Source organism: Nocardiopsis camelliae (genome assembly GCF_028993595.1).
GTDB classification, from domain to species: domain Bacteria; phylum Actinomycetota; class Actinomycetes; order Streptosporangiales; family Streptosporangiaceae; genus Nocardiopsis; species Nocardiopsis dassonvillei.
Genome location: NZ_CP118614.1, coordinates 4430328 through 4446821, shown reverse-complemented (window position 1 = coordinate 4446821; position 16494 = coordinate 4430328). Strand labels below are relative to the sequence as shown.

General features: G+C 72.7%; 19 protein-coding genes. 11 read left to right on the top strand and 8 right to left on the bottom strand.

Annotation, left to right across the window (positions count from 1 at the left end; translation table 11 throughout):
- Nucleotides 1–292: 292 nt before the first annotated feature.
- The gene (gene clpX / locus PV789_RS19375; RefSeq protein ID WP_274973957.1) at nt 293–1579 is read left to right on the top strand and encodes an ATP-dependent Clp protease ATP-binding subunit ClpX; all 1287 of its coding nucleotides are present in this window, start codon (nt 293–295) and stop codon (nt 1577–1579) included.
- 95 nt (nt 1580–1674) lie between these two features.
- Entirely contained in the window at nt 1675–2895 is a 1221-nt protein-coding gene (locus tag PV789_RS19370) for a PP2C family protein-serine/threonine phosphatase (RefSeq protein WP_274973956.1), read from the top strand.
- A gap of 92 nt (nt 2896–2987) precedes the next feature.
- On the opposite strand, the gene PV789_RS19365 is transcribed toward PV789_RS19370, so the two are convergent.
- Complete coding sequence (locus tag PV789_RS19365; protein ID WP_274973955.1) at nt 2988–3794, bottom strand: cyclase family protein; 807 nt, start codon at nt 3792–3794, stop codon at nt 2988–2990.
- Nucleotides 3795–3922: 128 nt separating this feature from the next.
- Between PV789_RS19365 and PV789_RS19360 the strand changes: the two genes are divergently transcribed.
- Nucleotides 3923–4057 carry a hypothetical protein gene (locus PV789_RS19360; protein ID WP_274973954.1) on the top strand — a complete coding sequence of 45 codons (135 nt, stop codon included), beginning with the start codon at nt 3923–3925 and terminating at the stop codon, nt 4055–4057.
- 309 nt (nt 4058–4366) lie between these two features.
- Here the strand turns inward: PV789_RS19360 and PV789_RS19355 are convergent, their stop codons facing one another.
- Nucleotides 4367–4588 (bottom strand): hypothetical protein, encoded by a 222-nt coding sequence (locus tag PV789_RS19355; RefSeq protein WP_274973953.1) that lies wholly within the window; start codon nt 4586–4588, stop codon nt 4367–4369.
- 292 nt (nt 4589–4880) lie between these two features.
- Between PV789_RS19355 and PV789_RS19350 the strand changes: the two genes are divergently transcribed.
- The 4 genes from PV789_RS19350 to PV789_RS19335 are packed head-to-tail and all read left to right on the top strand — an operon-like array spanning nt 4881 to nt 8848.
- Nucleotides 4881–5912: an iron-siderophore ABC transporter substrate-binding protein gene (locus PV789_RS19350; protein ID WP_274973952.1), complete on the top strand. Its 1032-nt coding sequence runs from the start codon at nt 4881–4883 to the stop codon at nt 5910–5912.
- Nucleotides 5913–5919: 7 nt separating this feature from the next.
- Nucleotides 5920–6945 carry a FecCD family ABC transporter permease gene (locus PV789_RS19345; RefSeq protein ID WP_274973951.1) on the top strand — a complete coding sequence of 342 codons (1026 nt, stop codon included), beginning with the start codon at nt 5920–5922 and terminating at the stop codon, nt 6943–6945.
- Nucleotides 6942–8048 (top strand): FecCD family ABC transporter permease, encoded by a 1107-nt coding sequence (locus tag PV789_RS19340; RefSeq protein WP_498047504.1) that lies wholly within the window; start codon nt 6942–6944, stop codon nt 8046–8048. Before PV789_RS19345 ends, PV789_RS19340 begins: the two co-directional genes overlap by 4 nt.
- Nucleotides 8045–8848, top strand: a complete 804-nt coding sequence (locus PV789_RS19335) for an ABC transporter ATP-binding protein (protein WP_274973950.1) — start codon at nt 8045–8047, stop codon at nt 8846–8848. Before PV789_RS19340 ends, PV789_RS19335 begins: the two co-directional genes overlap by 4 nt.
- Before the next feature lie 63 nt (nt 8849–8911).
- Here PV789_RS19335 and PV789_RS19330 read toward each other — a convergent pair whose 3' ends face one another.
- Nucleotides 8912–9403 carry a GbsR/MarR family transcriptional regulator gene (locus PV789_RS19330; protein WP_274973949.1) on the bottom strand — a complete coding sequence of 164 codons (492 nt, stop codon included), beginning with the start codon at nt 9401–9403 and terminating at the stop codon, nt 8912–8914.
- A gap of 102 nt (nt 9404–9505) precedes the next feature.
- Nucleotides 9506–10102: a TetR/AcrR family transcriptional regulator gene (locus PV789_RS19325; protein WP_274973948.1), complete on the bottom strand. Its 597-nt coding sequence runs from the start codon at nt 10100–10102 to the stop codon at nt 9506–9508.
- A gap of 81 nt (nt 10103–10183) precedes the next feature.
- Between PV789_RS19325 and PV789_RS19320 the strand changes: the two genes are divergently transcribed.
- The 3 genes from PV789_RS19320 (at nt 10184) to PV789_RS19305 (ending at nt 12137) form a co-directional block, all read left to right on the top strand.
- Entirely contained in the window at nt 10184–10600 is a 417-nt protein-coding gene (locus PV789_RS19320) for a VOC family protein (protein WP_274973947.1), read from the top strand.
- Nucleotides 10601–10668: 68 nt separating this feature from the next.
- Complete coding sequence (locus PV789_RS29890) at nt 10669–11424, top strand: HD domain-containing protein (RefSeq protein ID WP_498047500.1); 756 nt, start codon at nt 10669–10671, stop codon at nt 11422–11424.
- 98 nt (nt 11425–11522) lie between these two features.
- A complete protein-coding gene (locus PV789_RS19305) occupies nt 11523–12137 on the top strand; it encodes a TetR/AcrR family transcriptional regulator (protein WP_274973946.1) in 615 nt (204 codons plus the stop codon).
- A 111-nt stretch (nt 12138–12248) separates the two neighbouring features.
- On the opposite strand, the gene PV789_RS19300 is transcribed toward PV789_RS19305, so the two are convergent.
- Genes PV789_RS19300 through PV789_RS19285 form a run of 4 tightly spaced genes read right to left on the bottom strand, consistent with a single transcriptional unit; the run spans nt 12249 to nt 16018 of the window.
- Complete coding sequence (locus PV789_RS19300) at nt 12249–13460, bottom strand: acyl-CoA dehydrogenase family protein (protein ID WP_274973945.1); 1212 nt, start codon at nt 13458–13460, stop codon at nt 12249–12251.
- Nucleotides 13461–13462: 2 nt separating this feature from the next.
- A complete protein-coding gene (locus tag PV789_RS19295; RefSeq protein WP_274973944.1) occupies nt 13463–14488 on the bottom strand; it encodes a phosphotransferase family protein in 1026 nt (341 codons plus the stop codon).
- Nucleotides 14485–15261 (bottom strand): SDR family oxidoreductase, encoded by a 777-nt coding sequence (locus PV789_RS19290; protein ID WP_274973943.1) that lies wholly within the window; start codon nt 15259–15261, stop codon nt 14485–14487. The genes PV789_RS19295 and PV789_RS19290 overlap by 4 nt, the downstream gene beginning before the upstream one ends.
- 1 nt (nt 15262) lies before the next feature.
- Entirely contained in the window at nt 15263–16018 is a 756-nt protein-coding gene (locus PV789_RS19285; protein WP_274973942.1) for an SDR family oxidoreductase, read from the bottom strand.
- 150 nt (nt 16019–16168) lie between these two features.
- Between PV789_RS19285 and PV789_RS19280 the strand changes: the two genes are divergently transcribed.
- A complete protein-coding gene (locus PV789_RS19280) occupies nt 16169–16462 on the top strand; it encodes a GNAT family N-acetyltransferase (RefSeq protein WP_274973941.1) in 294 nt (97 codons plus the stop codon).
- The last annotated feature ends 32 nt before the right edge of the window (nt 16463–16494 follow it).

Here is a 16494-nt window from a genome sequence, read left to right as displayed (position 1 = left end):
GGCGGCGTGTGGCGCGCGTCCCCGCTGACGGCGAGGGTGTGCTCCCTCCGTAAGTCAACGTAGGTTGACTCATGGAAAAAGTCAATTGCGGTTGACGGGTGGGTGGCGGGGCGGGGTGGAGGGTCGCGGTCCGCCCCCGGCTGCGGGTGCGGGCGCGGATGTCGAGCTGTCCTGCTTTGCGGCCCGTCCCGGCAGGGGTTACCGTGAGAATCCGGATGTTGAGATCATCTGGCTTCGGGGGGCGACCCCGCCGAACCGCCCGGGCGCTGCCCGCGTGAGGAGAACGTTTCTAGTGACACGCACCGGTGCCAGTGGGCCCCTGCTCAAGTGCTCGTTCTGCGGTAAGGACCAGGGCCAGGTCCGCCGCCTCATCGCCGGGCCCGGCCACATCTGTATCTGTGACGAGTGCGTCGGCCTGTGCAACGAGATCATGGAAGAGGAGGAGGGCGTCCTCCCCTCGGAGGCCGACTGGGGCTCTCTGCCCAAGCCCCGGGAGATCTACGAGTTCCTGGACTCGTATGTGATCGGTCAGGAGCAGGCCAAGAAGGCGTTGTCGGTGGCGGTGTACAACCACTACAAGCGGGTGCGCTCGGAGGGGGACCGTCCGGGCGAGGAGGATGTGGAGATCGCCAAGTCCAACATCTTGCTGTTGGGGCCGACGGGGTCGGGCAAGACGTTGTTGGCGCAGACGTTGGCGCGGATTCTGAACGTGCCGTTCGCGATCGCGGACGCGACGGCGCTGACGGAGGCGGGGTATGTGGGCGAGGATGTGGAGAACATCCTGCTCAAGTTGATCCAGGCGGCTGACTATGACGTGAAGAAGGCCGAGACGGGGATCATCTACATCGACGAGGTCGACAAGGTCGCGCGTAAGAGTGAGAATCCCTCGATCACTCGGGATGTGTCGGGTGAGGGGGTGCAGCAGGCGTTGTTGAAGATCTTGGAGGGGACGACGGCGAGTGTGCCTCCGCAGGGTGGGCGGAAGCATCCGCATCAGGAGTTCATTCAGATCGATACGACGAATGTGTTGTTCATCTGTGGTGGTGCGTTCGCGGGGTTGGAGAAGTTGATCGAGTCGCGGACGGGTCAGCAGGGGATGGGGTTCAACGCGGTGTTGCGTCCCAAGGGTGAGCTGGGTGGTTCGGCGTTGTTCGGTGAGGTGATGCCGGAGGATCTGTTGAAGTTCGGGATGATTCCGGAGTTCGTGGGTCGGTTGCCGGTGATCACGAGTGTGCATGATCTGGATCGTGAGGCGTTGATCCGGATTTTGACGGAGCCGCGGAATGCGTTGGTGAAGCAGTATCAGCGGTTGTTCGAGTTGGATGGTGTGGAGTTGGAGTTCACGCCGGATGCTTTGAACGCGATTGCTGAGCAGGGGATTATTCGGGGTACGGGTGCGCGTGGGTTGCGGGCGATTATTGAGGAGGTGTTGTTGTCGGTGATGTATGAGGTGCCCAGTCGTGAGGATGTGGGTCAGGTGATCATTACGCGGGAGACCGTGATCGACAACGTCAACCCCACCATCGTCCCCCGCATCCGCTCCGACCGGGACGGCCAACGCCGCGACCGCTCGGCCTGAACCCGGGTGGAGACCGGCCCCGCCGCGGGACACGCGGCCCTCCGCAACCCCCGCGTCCGAGCCCGCGGTGTGAGACTGCTGGGGGAGGTGGGCACATGGACGACACGACCGCCCCGGCCGCCGAGGCCGCGCAGCTGTTCGAGGAACTGGTCCGGTCCGTGCACGGTTGCGCCCCGATCGAGGTCCTCGAAGCAGCGGGCCGCTACGGCGAGCGGATCGGACTCAGCGGCATCTGTGTGTACCTGGTCGACCTGCAACAGCGCCTCCTCGTCCCGCTGCTCGGCGGCCGGACGCTCAAGATCGACTCCAGCGTGGCCGGGGAGGCCTACCGCTCCGAGACGCTGAGGCTGGTCGAGGGCGGCGACGGCGAGCTGAGCCTGTGGCTGCCCCTGCGCGACGGCGCCGACCGCATGGGGGCCGTGCACATCAGCGCTCCCGTGCTCGACGAGTCCACCCTGCGCCGCTGCCACGCGCTCGCCTCGCTGCTGGCCCTGGTCATCACCTCCAAACGCGCCTACAGCGACACCTACGTCCGCCACACCCGCACCCAGTCGATGGACCTGCGCACCGAGATGCTGCGGGCCTTCCTGCCGCCCCGCACCCTGGGCACCTCGCGGGGCGTGTCCACCGCCGTCCTCGAACCCGCCTACCAGCTGGGCGGCGACGCCTTCGACCACTCGATCACCAAGGACACACTGCACGCCGCCATCCTCGACGCGATGGGGCACGACCTGGCCTCCGGGCTGACCGCGTCCGTGGCCATGGCCGGGATCCGCAACGCCCGGCGCAACGGCGCCGACCTGGCCGAACTCACCGACAGCGTGGAGGGCGCGCTCACCTCCTGGCTCCCCGACCGCTTCTGCACCGCCGTCTTCACCTCCCTGAACCTGTCCACCGGGGAGTTCGCCTGGGTCAACTGCGCCCACCCCGCGCCCCTGCTCCTGCGGCGCGGAGTGCTGCTGGACGACGCCCTGGAGCGGACCCCCGAGGTGCCGCTCGGGCTCGGCGCCGTGCTCGGCGAGGCGGAGCCGCGCGCCGTGCACCGGGTCCAGCTCGAACCCGGCGACCGGATCCTGCTCTACACCGACGGGGTGACCGAGGCGCACGACAGCCAGGGGCGGATGTTCGGCCTCGAACGGTTCGCCGACTTCATCATCCGCGCCACCGCCGCCGACGAACCCGCCCCGGAGACGCTGCGGCGCCTGGTCCACGCCATCCACGACCACCAGCGCGGCAGCTTCACCGACGACGCCACCATCATGCTGCTGGAGTGGCACCCCGACGGCGGGGCGATGCCCCGGGTCGAGGGCTGCTGAACAGCGCGGCCCCACCACAGCGCGGCCCCACCACAGCGCGGCCCCACCACAGCGCGGCCCCACCACAGGCGCCGTCTCACCACAGCGCCGCCTCACCACATGGCCAGAACCCGGCTGGGTCCTCCGGAGGCGTCCAGGCCGGGCATGACCCCCACGCTGATCAGCGCCCCGCTCGGCGGCAGCTGCTCCAGCCCGGTCAGCGACTCCAGCCCCCAGCGGTCGGCTCTGCCCACCACCTCGTGCGCGGGGAAGCCGGTGGACTCGCCCGGGTCGGTGCTCAGCGTGTCCACGCCCACCCCGACCACCCCGCGCCGCTCGATCAGGAACTCGCAGGCCTCGGGACCGAACCCCGGGAAGTGCCAGGAGCCGTCCGCGGCCACCCCGCGCACCGCCTCGTCGCCCAGCGCCCACCGGGTGCTCCACCCCGAGTGCATCAGCACCGCCGCCCCCGCCGGGATCCGTCCGTGCGCGCGCTCGAAGGCCAGCACGTCGTCCACCGTCACCGTGGTGTCGGGGTCCTCGGCCGCCCGGGCGCGGATGTCGATCACCGCCGCCGGGGCGAGGAGTTCGTCCGGCCGGATGTCGGGGACCAGCCGCCCGCCGCCGATCACGTGCCCCGGCGCGTCCAGGTGCGTGCCCGAGTGCTCGGTCAGGGTCCACTGCTGCAGGTAGAAGCCGAACCCGCCCTCGGGCACCGGGTCGCCCAGGCTCTCGCGCCGGGGCTTGTCCTCCCCCCACGAGGGCATCGTCGGCGAGAGCACGTGGCTGAGGTCGGCCACCCTGCGAAAGCCCGTGGGCCACGGGCGCGGGCGGCCCGGCGAGCCGGGTGGTCCGGCGGGTCCCGACCCTGCCTCGCCGCTCCGCGAGCGGACGGTCTCACCGGTTCCGTGCAGGCACATAGGCTCTCCCTCGTCGTGTGCGTCGCTTCCCGTATGCCCGGCCGACGGCGCCCGCCAACCTGTCACCGGCCCCCTGTGGACGGCTCCGCGCCGCGGCCGCGGTCCGCGCGAAAGTCGAGCGCCGCGCCTTGGACCGGCAGCACAAGGTCACGCACGCCCTGGCCGAACAGCTCGGTGTGACGGGGGTCGAGGACCTGCACACCGTCGGCATGGGTGACCGCGGGTGGAGCAGCCTGTACCGGAGTAACCACGGCCGACCCTGAGCGGCGTCACGCGGCAACCACCCCGACGAGGGCGCCTTCGCGCCGCTGCGGCCCCGGGGGCCCGCGTCCACCTGGGAGGAATGGTCGGCTGAGCGGGGGCGGGCGCTCGGCCTAGTCCTCCGGGGCGCCGGAGCCGGGCCCGGCCGCGCCGCACGGGGGAGCTGCGGGCGGCCCGTCCCCACCGGCGCGGGTGCGCTCGCGGTTCCCGTCGGCGCCGCACACGCGTCGCGCCCGGCCGGAACGGCTCCGACCGGGCGCGGGGTGCGTCCGTCCGCGTCGCGCCCGTGTGCCGGACGCCGCGGCGCGGACCTACTTCTTCGTGGACTCCTCCAGCCGAAGCGCGACGCCGATCGCGAAGAAGGTGGGTGCCCACTCACCGATGAAGATTCCCCACCGGTCGGCGCGGTCCAGCCCGGAATCCTCCCCCTTCTTGGAGGCGACCCAGGCGGCGAAGGAGAGGCCCACGGAGACGAAACCGGCCCCGTAGGCCATCTCGGACGTGACGCCCATCTCGGACAGTTTGGCGATCATGGTGCTCCTCGCGTTGGTGGTTGCCTCTAGAGGCACTTCCCGAGGAGATCTCGGACAAGCTCCATGGCAGGTCAAGGCTGTGTCAGGCGGGGGCAGGGAGAGGCGGCCGGGGCCGGTGCCCGGAGTTCAGAACTTTTGAAATCCAAACCGAGTGAGGTTAGACTAACCTTGGTTTCGCCGGGATCCTCCCGTTCTGTCCTCCGTGTTTCCCCCTCGGGACGCCCCCATGCGCGGAAACGGCCCGCCCGCACACGGCGCGGCCACTCCCCATGACGAAGAAAGCAGTGTGAGCATGGCCTCCACCCTTCGCCGTGTCAGCGGCATCGCCTTCACCGCCCTCCTCGCCCTCGGCCTCACCTCGTGCGGCAGCGCGGAGGAGAGCACCGGTGAGAGCGGCGGCGACACCGCCGGCGGCCAGTTCCCGGTCAGCATCGACAGCGCCTTGGGCACCGCCGAGATCCCCGAGCAGCCCGAGCGCGTGGTCACCCTCGGCCAGGGCTCCGCCGAGACCGCCATCGCCCTCGGCGTCGTGCCCGTGGGCGTCGAGAGCTACGAGTGGGGCAGCGACGACACCGGCTACCTGCCGTGGATCCACGAGGCGGTCACCGAGGCGGGAGAGGAACTGCCCGCCCAGTTCGCCGGCGCCGACGACATCGACTTCGAGGCGATCATCGAGCTGGCGCCCGACGTCATCCTCGCCCCCTGGTCCGGCGTCACCCAGGAGCAGTACGACATCCTGAGCGACATCGCCCCCACGGTCGCCTACCCCGAGCTGCCCTGGAGCACCGACTGGGACCAGCAGATCGAGATCGTCGGGGAGGCACTCGGCCAGCCCGAGGAGGCCCAGGGCCTCATCCAGGACATCAAGACGCAGTTCGACGAGGCCGCGGCGGCAAACGAGCAGTTCGCCGACCTGACCTTCTCCTACGTCTACACCGACGGCCCCGGCACCCTCGGCGTGTTCCTGCCCGACGAGCAGCGCGTGGCCATGGTCCGCGGGATGGGCCTGACCGTCGACCCGGTCGTGGAGACCTTCCCCGAGACCGAGGGCACCGACTCGGCCCTCATCGGCCTGGAGAACGCCGACCAGCTCTCCGAGAGCGACCTGCTCTTCACGTTCTACAGCGACCCCGAGACCCGCGCCGAGATCGAGGCCCAGGAGCTGTACGCGGCCATCCCCGCCGTCGAGAGCGGCGCCGTGGTCGCCTCCGAGGACAACTCCTTCGTCACCGCCTCCTCGATCATCAACCCGCTGACCGTCCCCTGGGTCATCGACCGCTACGTGCCCATGATCGAAGAGGCCGCCCAGAACATCGGGAACTAGCTTCTCCATGGTCAGCGCGAAGACAACCGCGGCCGCGCCCCGCACGCGTCCCGCCCGCACCGCGCTCATGCTCGGTGCGGGCGTCGCCGCGCTGGCGGGTGCGGTCCTGCTCAGCCTCGTCATGGGCAGCAGGCCCACACCGGTCGCCGACGTGTGGGCGGCGATCACCGGCGGGGCGGACTCCTTCACCACCACGGTGGTGGAGAGCCGCTACCCGCGCACTGTTTTGGGGGTGGTGGCCGGGGCCGCCCTGGCCCTGGCGGGCACCCTCATGCAGGGCGTCACCCGCAACCCCCTCGCCGACCCCGGTCTGCTGGGCGTCAACGCCGGGGCCGCCGCCGCGGTGGTCACGGCCACCGCGCTGTTCGGCCCCACCTCGGTCACCGCGACGGTCTGGTGGGCGCTGCCCGGGGCCCTGGTCGCGGGGCTGGCCGCCTACACGGTGGGCAGCCGCGGCGGTGACGGCGGCATGGTCCGCCTGGTCCTGGCGGGCGCGGTGGTCTCCGCCGTGCTCACCGCCTACGTCCAGGCGGTGGCCCTGAGCCTGCCCGAGACCTTCGACAGCTACCGCTACTGGGTGGTCGGCTCCCTGGCCGGGCGCGGCTACGACGTCATCGCGTCCGTGCTGCCGGTCATCGGCGTCGGTGTCCTGCTCGCCCTCGTGGTCTGCGGCGGCCTCAACGCCCTGGCCCTGGGGGAGGAGGCCGCGATCGCCACCGGCGCCAACACGGTGTGGACCCGCTCGGCCGGGCTCGTGGCGGGAACCCTGCTCGCCGCCGGGGCCACCGCGGCCGCCGGGCCCATCGCCTTCGTCGGCCTGGCCGTGCCGCACGTGGTGCGCGCCCTGGTCGGCGTCGACTTCCGCGCGCAGGTTCCCTTCGCGCTGCTGGTGGGCCCGACCCTGCTGCTGCTCGCCGACGTCGTCGGCCGTACCATCGTGCGTCCCACCGAACTCATGGTCGGCGTCGTCACCGCGTTCGTCGGTGCGCCCGTCCTGCTGTACGCGGTCCGCAGGATGCGGAGTACCCCATGACCCGCACCACCCGCACGTCCCCGCCTCCGGTGAGCCCGGCCCGGCCGGAGCACGGGAGCGCCCGACCCCTGGGGGCCTCCCCTCCCGTGCTGAGGCTGGGCCCGGTCGCGCTGCCCGTCCACCGGCGCTCGCTGCTGTGGGCGGCCGGACTCCTGCTCCTGATGGTCGCCGCCGCGGCCGCCACGCTCGCCCTCGGCCGGCTCGGCGTGCCCCTGACCCGCCTGCCCACCGTCCTGGCGGGCGGGGGCGAGGCCACCGAGACCTTCGTGCTCGAACGGCTGCGCGGTCCCCGCCTGGCGGTGGCCGCGGGCACGGGCGCGGCCCTGGGCCTGGCGGGCGCGCTCTTCCAGTCCGTCACCCGCAACCCCCTGGGCAGCCCCGACGTCATCGGACTCGGCGCCGGAGCCGGGGCGGGCGCGGCCTTCGCCGCCCTGGTCCTGCCCGGTGTGCTCCCCGTGCCGCTGGGCGCCCTGGCCGGTGCCGCCCTGGCCATGGTCGTCGTGGCCTCGGTGACCGGGACGGGGCTGCGCCATCCCGGCCGCCTGATCGTGGCGGGCATCGGGGTGGCCGCCATGGCGCAGGCCTTCACCCACTTCGTGGTGTCCGTGATGGCCCGCGACCAGGCCAGCGTCCTGTCCGCCTACGTCAACGGCAGCCTGGGCGCCCGCTCATGGGAGCACGCCACCACCATCTGGGCGGTCCTGCTGCTGGCGCTGCCGTTCGTGGCGGCGCTGGCCGGACCGGTCTCCCTCAACGAGATGGGCGACGAACTCGCCGACGCACTCGGTGCGCGGGCCGCCCGCACCCGCACCGCCGCCGTCTGCCTGTCGGTGGTGCTGTCCGCGGCCGCGGTGAGCGTGGCCGGTCCGATCGCGTTCGTGTCGCTGACCGCGCCGCAGATCGCGCGCCGCCTCTCCGCCGTGCCGGGCCCCAACATGGTGCTGTCGGCCCTGGTCGGGGCCCTGCTGCTGGTGGCGGCGGACCTGGCCGTCCAGCAGTCCCCGGTCGGAGACGGGCTGCCGGTCGGCGTCTTCACCATGGGCCTCGGCGGCGTCTACCTGGGCTACCTGCTGATTCGTGAATGGCGAAAGGGTGTGCTGTGAGTCTGGTGCTGTCCGCGGAGGGCCTGACCCTGGGGTACGGGGCCGAACCGGTCGTGCGCGACCTCGACCTGGGTGTGGCCGAGGGCGAGTTCACCGTTATCGTCGGCCCCAACGGCTGCGGCAAGTCCACGCTGCTCAAGGCTTTGGGGCGGGTGAACAAGCCGATGTCGGGGCGGGTGCTGCTGCACGGCAGGGACGTGCGCGGCCAGCGCGCCAAGGCGGTCGCGCGCCAGATGGCGCTGCTGCCGCAGAGCCCGACCGCCCCCGAGGGCATCACCGTGCGGGCCCTGGCCGCCCGCGGCCGCTTCCCGCACCACACGCTGGTGCGCCAGTGGAGCCCCCAGGACGAGACGGCGATCGGCCGCGCGCTGGAGCTGACCGGGCTGACCGACCTGGCCGACACCCAGGTGGGCTCACTCTCGGGCGGCCAGCGCCAGCGCGCCTGGGTGGCGATGGTCCTGGCGCAGGACACCGGCGTCCTGCTGCTGGACGAGCCCACCACCTACCTGGACATCGCCCACCAGTACGACCTGCTGGAGCTGTTCGCCGACCTGCACCGCCGGGGGCGCACGGTGGTCGCGGTCCTGCACGACCTGGCCCAGGCCGCCCGGTTCGCCACCCGCCTGGTGCTGATGGACGCGGGCAGGGTGGTCGCCGACGGCCCCCCGGAGGAGGTCGTGACCGCCCGCCTGGTGGAGGAGGTGTTCGGGCTGCCCTGCGACGTGGTGCCCGACCCGCGCACCCGCACGCCGCTGGTCATCCCGCACGAGAGGGAGTCCCGCGCCGGAACCGTCGGTTGAGGGTGTGCCGCCCTCCGCGGAGCGGCTCCCGGGCGGTGGCGGGCGACGGGCGGGACTGAGCCGTCAGTCCCGCCGGGCCTTGTACTCCTCCCAGGAGGAGAGCAGGGTGTCGTGGTAGTCGTCCAGCCAGGTCATGTAGTCGTGCATGTTGCGCAGCCGGGTGCGCGCGGGCGGGCTCAGGCCGGGCAGGCGCTCCAGCGCCGACGCCGCGAGCTCCCTCTGCCGCCGCAGGTAGGAGCGCTCGTTGCGCAGGAACCCGCCCCAGACGTCCTCGTCCATGGCGACCAGCCGCGATCGGCTCCCGGGGGAGGGGACCAGCTCCACGAAGCCCATCTCGCGCAGGCGCCGCACCGACTGCGACACCGTCCCCCGGCTGACCCGGGCGCCGTCGGCGATCTCCTCGGCGCTCACCGCCTCGCGGTCGGCCACGAGCAGGTAGCCCACGATGCGGCCCTCGGCGCGGGGGCGGCCCTGCGACTGCCAGTACTCGGAGAAGCGCCCGACGAAGTCGTCGCGGAACTGCGTGTCCTCGTCCGTCTGCGTGCTCTCCGCCATGGGGGCCACGATAGCGCCCGAACCGGGGCGTTCCGGGTCCTGACCGAGGGCTCCGCCCGCCCCCGTCCGCCCCGCCCGGCACCGGACCGGGGCGGACCCGGCTCAGATGCGGCGCAGGGACTCCAACATGCGCGACAGCGCCTCCCACACCTGCTCCAGGTCCTCGGGGTCGTCGCTGTCGGCCAGCCACAGCGCGGCCTCGTTCATCGCCCCCGAGAGCAGGTGGGCCACGGGCGCGACCGGCCGCGGCTCCAGGACGCCCGCCCCGACCAGTGCGGAGAGCGCCTCGGCCAGGTGGCGGGCCGAGGCGGCCTCGTCCAGGGCCCGCCAGGTGCTCCAGCCCAGCACGGCGGGCCCGTCCACCAGCATGATCCGCCGCACGTCCGGCGCGGTGCTGGCGGTGAGGAAGGCCCGGCACCCGGCGGTCAGCCGGTCCCACGGGTCGGCGTGCGCGTCCGCCGCCCGCGCCACGGCGTCGCCGACCTCGGACTGCACCTCCTCCAGGACCGCGCGGAACAGGTCCGGCTTGCCCTCGAAGTGGTGGTACAGGGCGCCCTTGGTGACCGCGGAGTCCGCCACGATCCGGGCCAGCCCCACCCCGCCGTACCCGTGCGCGGCGAACAGCCTGCGGGCCTCGCCCAGCAGGACGCGCCTGGTGCGTTCGCGCTGCCGCGCGCGGCTGCCCGGTCCAGCGGCCATGTCCGACCCCCCTTGTTGACATACCGAAGGTATGCCAATAGCGTACCTTCACATACCGAAGGTACGTGAAAGGTGGAGTCCATGCGGCTCAGCAGCTTCTATCCGGTGCTCGGCACGCCCCGTCTGGCCGAGTGCCGCGACTTCTACGTCGGCCTGTTCGGCTTCGAGGAGACCTTCGCCGCCGACTGGTACGTGAGCCTGCGCAGGCCCGGCCCGCCCGAGTACGAGCTGGCCCTGCTCGACCCCGGGCACCCCACCGTCCCCGAGGGTTACCGCAGGCCCGTCCAGGGCCTGCTGCTCAACTTCGAGGTGGAGGACGTGGACGCCGAGTGGGAGCGCCTGGTGGTGCGCGGCGGCCTGCGTCCCGAACTGGAGATCCGCACCGAGCCGTTCGGCCAGCGGCACTTCATCGTGGCCGACCCCGGCGGGGTGCTGGTCGACGTCATCACGCCCGTGGCGCCCTCGGAGGAGTACGGGGACAACTTCGTGGGGGACTGAGGGCCTGCCCCGTCCCCGCGCGCCCGGTACGGTCGGCGTGACGGGGAAGGGGTGGCAGGACGGTGGCGATGACGCTGGAACAGGCTTCGCGCCTGGCGGAGGAGGCCCACGCCGGGCAGACCGACCGGGCCGGGCGGCCCTACGCCGAGCACATGTTCGCGGTGCGCGACCTGCTCGCCGGGCACGGCGAGCGCGCCCAGACGGCCGGGGTGCTGCACGACGTGCTGGAGGACACCCCGCTCACCGCCGACGACCTGCGCGCGCGGGGATGCCCGGAGGAGGTCGTGCGCGCGGTGGAGTCGGTGACCCGGCGCCCGGGGGAGCCCTACGAGGAGGCGGTGCGCCGCGCCGCCGCCGACCCGCTGGGCAGGCTGGTCAAGCTCGCCGACAACGCCCACAACTCCGACGAGCGCCGCCTGGCCCTGCTGCCCGACGAACAGGCGCGGCGGCTGCGCGCCAAGTACGCCCGCGCCCGGCGGATCCTGGAGGAGGGTCCGGAGGCGGACGGGCTCCCCGGGGCGGCGCTCCCGCGCGCCACGCTCCTGGTCCTCTACACCGACCGGGTCGAGGAGTGCCGCGCCTTCTACACCGGGCTCGGTCTGCGCTTCGTCCGCGAGCGGCACGGTTCGGGGCCCGAGCACCACGCGGCCGAACTGGCCGACGGCATGGTCGTCGAGATCTACCCGGCCACGGCCGAACGCTCCACGGGCGCGGCGCGCCTGGGGTTCACCGTGCGCGGAGACCGCGCCGTCCCACCGCTGGAGCCGGGGCGCCGCGTGCTCACCGATCCCGACGGGCGCAAGGTCGACCTGCGGGTGGTGTGAGCAGCGGCACCCGTGTGCGTGGCGTCGGGTACCAGCCGGTCGGTATGCTGTCCCGGCCGGTATTTCCGGGACTGACGGGGCACGAGGTGGGGCAGCACATGGCGCGAGGACAGCGGACGGCCGAGGCCGACACACCGACCGGGTCGGTACCCGAGCGCCTCCTGGGGGCGGCGACGCGCCTGTTCGCCTCCAACGGCTACGAGGGCACCTCCGTACAGGAGGTCGTGGCCGCCGCGGGCGTCACCAAGGGCGCCATGTACCACTACTTCGGCTCCAAGGACGACCTGCTCTACGAGGTCTACGCGCGCGTGCTGCGCATGCAGACCGAGCACCTGGTGCGGATCGCCTCGCGGGAGGAGCCGGTGGCCGACCGCGTGCACGCCGCCGCGGCCGACGTCATCGTCACCAGCGTCGCCAACCTCGACGACACCGTCATCTTCTTCCGCTCCATGCACCAGCTGAGCGAGGACAAGCAGCGCGCCGTGCGCGCCGAGCGCCGCCGCTACCACGAGACCTTCCGGGACATGGTCGCCCAGGGGCAGGACGAGGGGGTCTTTCGCACCGACGTCTCCGCCGACCTGGTGGTGAACTACTTCTTCGGCTCGGTGCACCACCTGAGCACCTGGTACCACCCGGGCGGCGCACTCGGCGGCGAGGACGTGGGGCGCCACTTCGCCGACCTGCTCGTGGCGGGGCTGCGCCCCGGGGCCTGAGCGAGGGGAACCGGCGGTGAGGGGAACCGGCGGCGAGGGGAACCGGCGGCGAGGGGGCCGGACGCGCCGCGTCCGGCCCCCTCACGCTCTCCCGCGGCGCGCGGAGCGCCGCTAGCGGTACTTGCGCAGCTCCGCGCGGCCCAGCGAGCGCAGGTGCACCTCGTCGGGACCGTCTGCCAGCCGCAGCGACCGCACCCCCGCCAGCCATCCGGCCAGGGGCAGGTCCTGGCTGACCCCGGCCGCGCCGTGCGCCTGGATCGCCTTGTCCAGGATCCACTCCACCGTGCGCGGGGTGGCGATCTTGATCGCCTGGATCTCGGTGTGCGCGCCCCTGTTGCCCACCGTGTCCATCAGGTAGGCGGTCTTGAGCACCAGCAGCCGCAGCTGCTCGATGGCCACGCGCGCCTCGGCGATCCACTCGCGGACCACGCCCTGCTCGGCCAGCGGCCGCCCGAAGGCCACGCGGTCCAGCACCCGGCGGCAGGTGAGCTCCAGGGCCCGCTCGGCCATGCCGATACCGCGCATGCAGTGGTGGATGCGGCCCGGCCCCAACCGGGCCTGGGCGATGGCGAACCCCTCGCCCTCGTCGCCGACCAGGTTCGAGGCGGGCACCCGCACGTCCTCGAACACCACCTCGGCGTGGCCGCCGTGATCGCTGTCGTCGTAGCCGTACACCGTCATGCCCCGCCTGACCGTCAGCCCGGGGGTGTCGCGCGGCACCAGCACCATGCTCTGCTGCCTGTGCCGCTCGGCGTCGGGGTCCGTCTTGCCCATCACGATGAACACGGCGCACTCGGGGTTGAGGGCCCCGGTGATGTACCACTTGCGCCCGTTGACCACGTAATCGTCGCCGTCGCGGACGATGCTGGTGGTGATGTTGGTGGCGTCGGAGGAGGCCACCGCGGGCTCGGTCATCGCGAACGCCGACCGGATCCTGGCGTCGAGCAGGGGTTCCAACCAGCGCTCACGCTGCTCCGGGGTGCCGAACATCGTCAGCACCTCCATGTTCCCGGTGTCGGGCGCGGCGCAGTTGAGCGCGATCGGGGCCAGTCGCGGACTGCGCCCGGTGATCTCCGCCAGCGGCGCGTACCGCAGGTTGGGCAGGCCGCCGTGCTCGGGGTGGCCCGCCAGGAACAGGTTCCACAGCCCGCGCTCGCGCGCCTCGGCCTGGAGTTCGCGCACCACCGGCGCGGTGGACCAGCGGTCCTGGCGCGCGGCCAGTTGCTCCTCCAGCACGGCCTCGGCCGGGTAGACGCGCTCGTCCATGAAGGCGAGCAGCCGTTCGCGCAGCTCCTCGGTCTCCCTGTCGTGGGCGAAGTCCATGTTCAGTCCTCCTCCAGCATGGTGTGGGCGCGCTCCACCAGGGGCGCGACCACCTCTCCGATCCCGTCGAAGCCCGCCCCGACGGTCAGCCCCCGACCGTGGCGGAAGTGGATGCCCTCGGCGATCACCGCGAGCTTGAAGCAGCCCAGGGCCACGTACCAGCCCAGCCGGGACACGTCGCGGCCGGTCGCGGCGGCGTACATGCCCACCAGCTCCTCGGGGGAGGGGTAGCCCTCGGCGGAGGTGGCGGGCACGGCGTCCACACCCACGGGCTGCGCCTGGTAGACGAGCATCAGGCCCAGGTCCACGAGCGGGTCGCCGAGCGTGGCCATCTCCCAGTCCAGGACCGCGTTGACGCGCCCCGCGGAGGTGACCAGCACGTTGTCCAGGCGGTAGTCGCCGTGCACGATCGCGGGCGCAGACTGCTCGGGCAGCGTCGCGGCGAGCCTGTCGCGCAGCTCGTCGATACCGGGGATGTCCCGGCTGCGGGAGGCCTCCAGCTGTTTGCCCCAGCGGCGCACCTGGCGCTCCAGGAACCCCCGCGGGCGGCCGAAGTCGCCCAGCCCGACCTCCTCGGGCTCCACCGCGTGCAGCTCGCCCAGGGTGGCGATCAGCGCCTCGGCCACGCCGCGGACGGCCTCGGCGCCCAGCGGGGCGATCTCGTCGCGGGTGCGGAAGGGGGTGCCCGCCACGTGTTCCATGACGTAGAACGGCGCGCCCAGAACCTCGGAGTCCTCGCACAGCACGTGCGTGCGCGGGACGGGCACGGCGGTGTCGCGCAGCGCGCTCATCACCCGGTACTCGCGGGGCATGTCGTGCGCGGTGGCCAGCACGTGGCCCAGCGGCGGACGGCGCACCACCCAGCTGCCGGCGCCGTCGGTGACCACGTAGGTCAGGTTGGACTTGCCGCCCGCGACCATCCGGCCCTCCAGGGGGCCCGAGACCAGGCCGGGCACGGCCGCGTCCAGGTAGGCGCGCAGGCCGGTCAGGTCCAGGCCCGGGAGCGCGTCCGCGTGTTCGCCGCTCACGTCCGCCCCTCGAAGACCCTGGCCTGGAGGCGGCGCATCCCCGCGAGCCAGCGGTCGGTGTCGTCGGCCCGGGCCGCGTAGTGGTCGGCGACCTGGGGGTGCGGAAGGATCAGGAAGCGCCCGTCGGCCAGGCCGACCATCACCGCGTCGGCGACCTCCTCGGGGGTGATCGCCTCCGGGGACAGGATGGCCCTGCCGGTGTCGCCGCTGCTCTCCAGCAGGTTGGTGCGCACGCCCATCGGGCACACGCACTGCACGGTGATCCCGCGGTCGCCGTAGGTGGCCGACATCCACTCGCCGAAGGCCAGCGCGGCGTGCTTGGTCACCGAGTACGGCGCGCTGCCCAGCATCGTGAGCAGGCCCGCGGCCGACACCGTGGTCAGGAAGCGGCCCTGTCCGCGCTCCAGCCAACCGGGCACCAGCTCGCGGGCGGCGCGCACGTGGGCCATCACGTTGACCTGCCAGGCCAGGTCCCAGTCGGCCTCGGGGGCCTCGGGGCCGCCGCCCACGCCCACGCCCGCGTTGGCCGCGTACAGGTCGATGCCGCCCAGGTGCGCCCCGGCCTCGGCCACGAGCGCGGTGACGCCCGCCTCGCTCGCGGCGTCGCCGGGGACGGCCACCCCGCCGATCTCGGCGGCCACGGCCTCGGCCGCGCCCGCGTCCAGGTCGTTGACCACCACGCGCGCCCCGGCTCCGGCGAGCCTGCGCGCGATCGCGGCGCCGATGCCGTTGCCCGCGCCGGTGACCACGGCCCCGGTGTCGGTCAGGTCCATGTCACACACCTCCGGTGAGGGTGAGGCCGCCGTCGAGGACGAGGGTGCGGCCGGTGATCCAGGAGGCGTCGTCGGAGAGCAGGAAGGCCACCGCGCCCGCCACGTCCCCGGGTTCGCCCAGGCGCCCCAGGGGGTACTGGGCGGAGACCTCCTCCTCGCGCCCCTCGTAGAGGGCGGAGGCGAACCGGGTCTTGACCACGGCCGGGGCGACGCCGTTCACGCGGACCCCCGGGCCCAGCTCGACGGCCAGCTCCTCGGTGACGTGGATGAGCGTCGCCTTGGTGGCGCCGTAGAAGCCGATGCCGGGGGCGGGCTTGACCCCGGCCACGGAGGAGACGTTGACGACGGAGCCGCCGTGCTCGGCCATCCAGGCGTGGTAGGCCCTCTGCGTCCACGAGATCGCGGACAGCACGTTGACCTCGAAGATCTTGCGGGCCGCGTCCAGGTTCAGGTCGACCATCCGCCCGTAGACCGGATTGATGCCGGTGTTGTTGACGAACATGTCGATACTGCCGAAGGCCTCCAGGGTGGCGGCCACGGCCGCGTCCTGGTGTTCGGGGTCGTCGGCCCGGCCGGGGACCCCGATGGCGTGCTCGGGTCCGCCCAGGGCCTTGACGGCCTCCTCCAGGGGCTCGGGCCTGCGCGCCGTGACGCACACGCGCGCGCCCTCGTCGACGAGCCGCTGGGCGACGGCCAGGCCGATGCCCCGGCTCGCGCCGGTGACGATGGCGGTCCGCCCGCCGAACCGGGATGTCATTCCGCTCTCCTTAGACCGACTGGTCGGTATGTCATGGCGACTCTATGTCGGGGGAGGTGCGTGCCGCAAGGGGCGAAAGGTGCGCCGAAGCGGGACAATGGCGGCGCGGGCCGACGACGTCCCCCCGCGGACCGGAAAGTGAGGGCTTCCATGACGACCGACGTGGTCGACGTACGGGACCGGAAACGCTACGAGATCAGGGTCGACGGGGAGGTGGCCGGGTTCGCCGAGTACATCCTCACCGACGACATGGTGACCTTCACCCACACCGAGATCGACCCCGCCCACGAGGGGCAGGGCCTGGGCGGGGCCCTGGTCAGAGGGGCCCTGGACGACGTGCGCCCGCGGAAACTGGCGGTGCTGCCCCTGTGCCCCTTCGTCAAGGGGTGGATCCAGCGCCACCCCGACTACGCCGACTTGGTCTACCGCACCGCCGCCGAGTAGGGCCGCCCGCGCGGAGGGCTCCCCCCGGGCTC

Excerpts from the sequence above, each read along its gene's own strand:
- PV789_RS19320 (WP_274973947.1), top strand. The coding sequence starts at position 10,184 with ATGCGGCTCAGCAGCTTCTATCCGGTGCTCGGCACGCCCCGTCTGGCC.
- PV789_RS19305 (WP_274973946.1), top strand. The coding sequence starts at position 11,523 with ATGGCGCGAGGACAGCGGACGGCCGAGGCCGACACACCGACCGGGTCG.
- PV789_RS19300 (WP_274973945.1), bottom strand. The coding sequence starts at position 13,460 with ATGGACTTCGCCCACGACAGGGAGACCGAGGAGCTGCGCGAACGGCTG.
- PV789_RS19325 (WP_274973948.1), bottom strand. The coding sequence starts at position 10,102 with ATGGCCGCTGGACCGGGCAGCCGCGCGCGGCAGCGCGAACGCACCAGG.
- PV789_RS19290 (WP_274973943.1), bottom strand. The coding sequence starts at position 15,261 with ATGGACCTGACCGACACCGGGGCCGTGGTCACCGGCGCGGGCAACGGC.
- PV789_RS19330 (WP_274973949.1), bottom strand. The coding sequence starts at position 9,403 with ATGGCGGAGAGCACGCAGACGGACGAGGACACGCAGTTCCGCGACGAC.
- PV789_RS19285 (WP_274973942.1), bottom strand. The coding sequence starts at position 16,018 with ATGACATCCCGGTTCGGCGGGCGGACCGCCATCGTCACCGGCGCGAGC.
- PV789_RS19370 (WP_274973956.1), top strand. The coding sequence starts at position 1,675 with ATGGACGACACGACCGCCCCGGCCGCCGAGGCCGCGCAGCTGTTCGAG.
- PV789_RS19340 (WP_498047504.1), top strand. The coding sequence starts at position 6,942 with ATGACCCGCACCACCCGCACGTCCCCGCCTCCGGTGAGCCCGGCCCGG.
- PV789_RS19365 (WP_274973955.1), bottom strand. The coding sequence starts at position 3,794 with ATGTGCCTGCACGGAACCGGTGAGACCGTCCGCTCGCGGAGCGGCGAG.
- PV789_RS19280 (WP_274973941.1), top strand. The coding sequence starts at position 16,169 with ATGACGACCGACGTGGTCGACGTACGGGACCGGAAACGCTACGAGATC.
- PV789_RS19355 (WP_274973953.1), bottom strand. The coding sequence starts at position 4,588 with ATGATCGCCAAACTGTCCGAGATGGGCGTCACGTCCGAGATGGCCTAC.
- PV789_RS29890 (WP_498047500.1), top strand. The coding sequence starts at position 10,669 with ATGACGCTGGAACAGGCTTCGCGCCTGGCGGAGGAGGCCCACGCCGGG.
- PV789_RS19345 (WP_274973951.1), top strand. The coding sequence starts at position 5,920 with ATGGTCAGCGCGAAGACAACCGCGGCCGCGCCCCGCACGCGTCCCGCC.
- PV789_RS19350 (WP_274973952.1), top strand. The coding sequence starts at position 4,881 with ATGGCCTCCACCCTTCGCCGTGTCAGCGGCATCGCCTTCACCGCCCTC.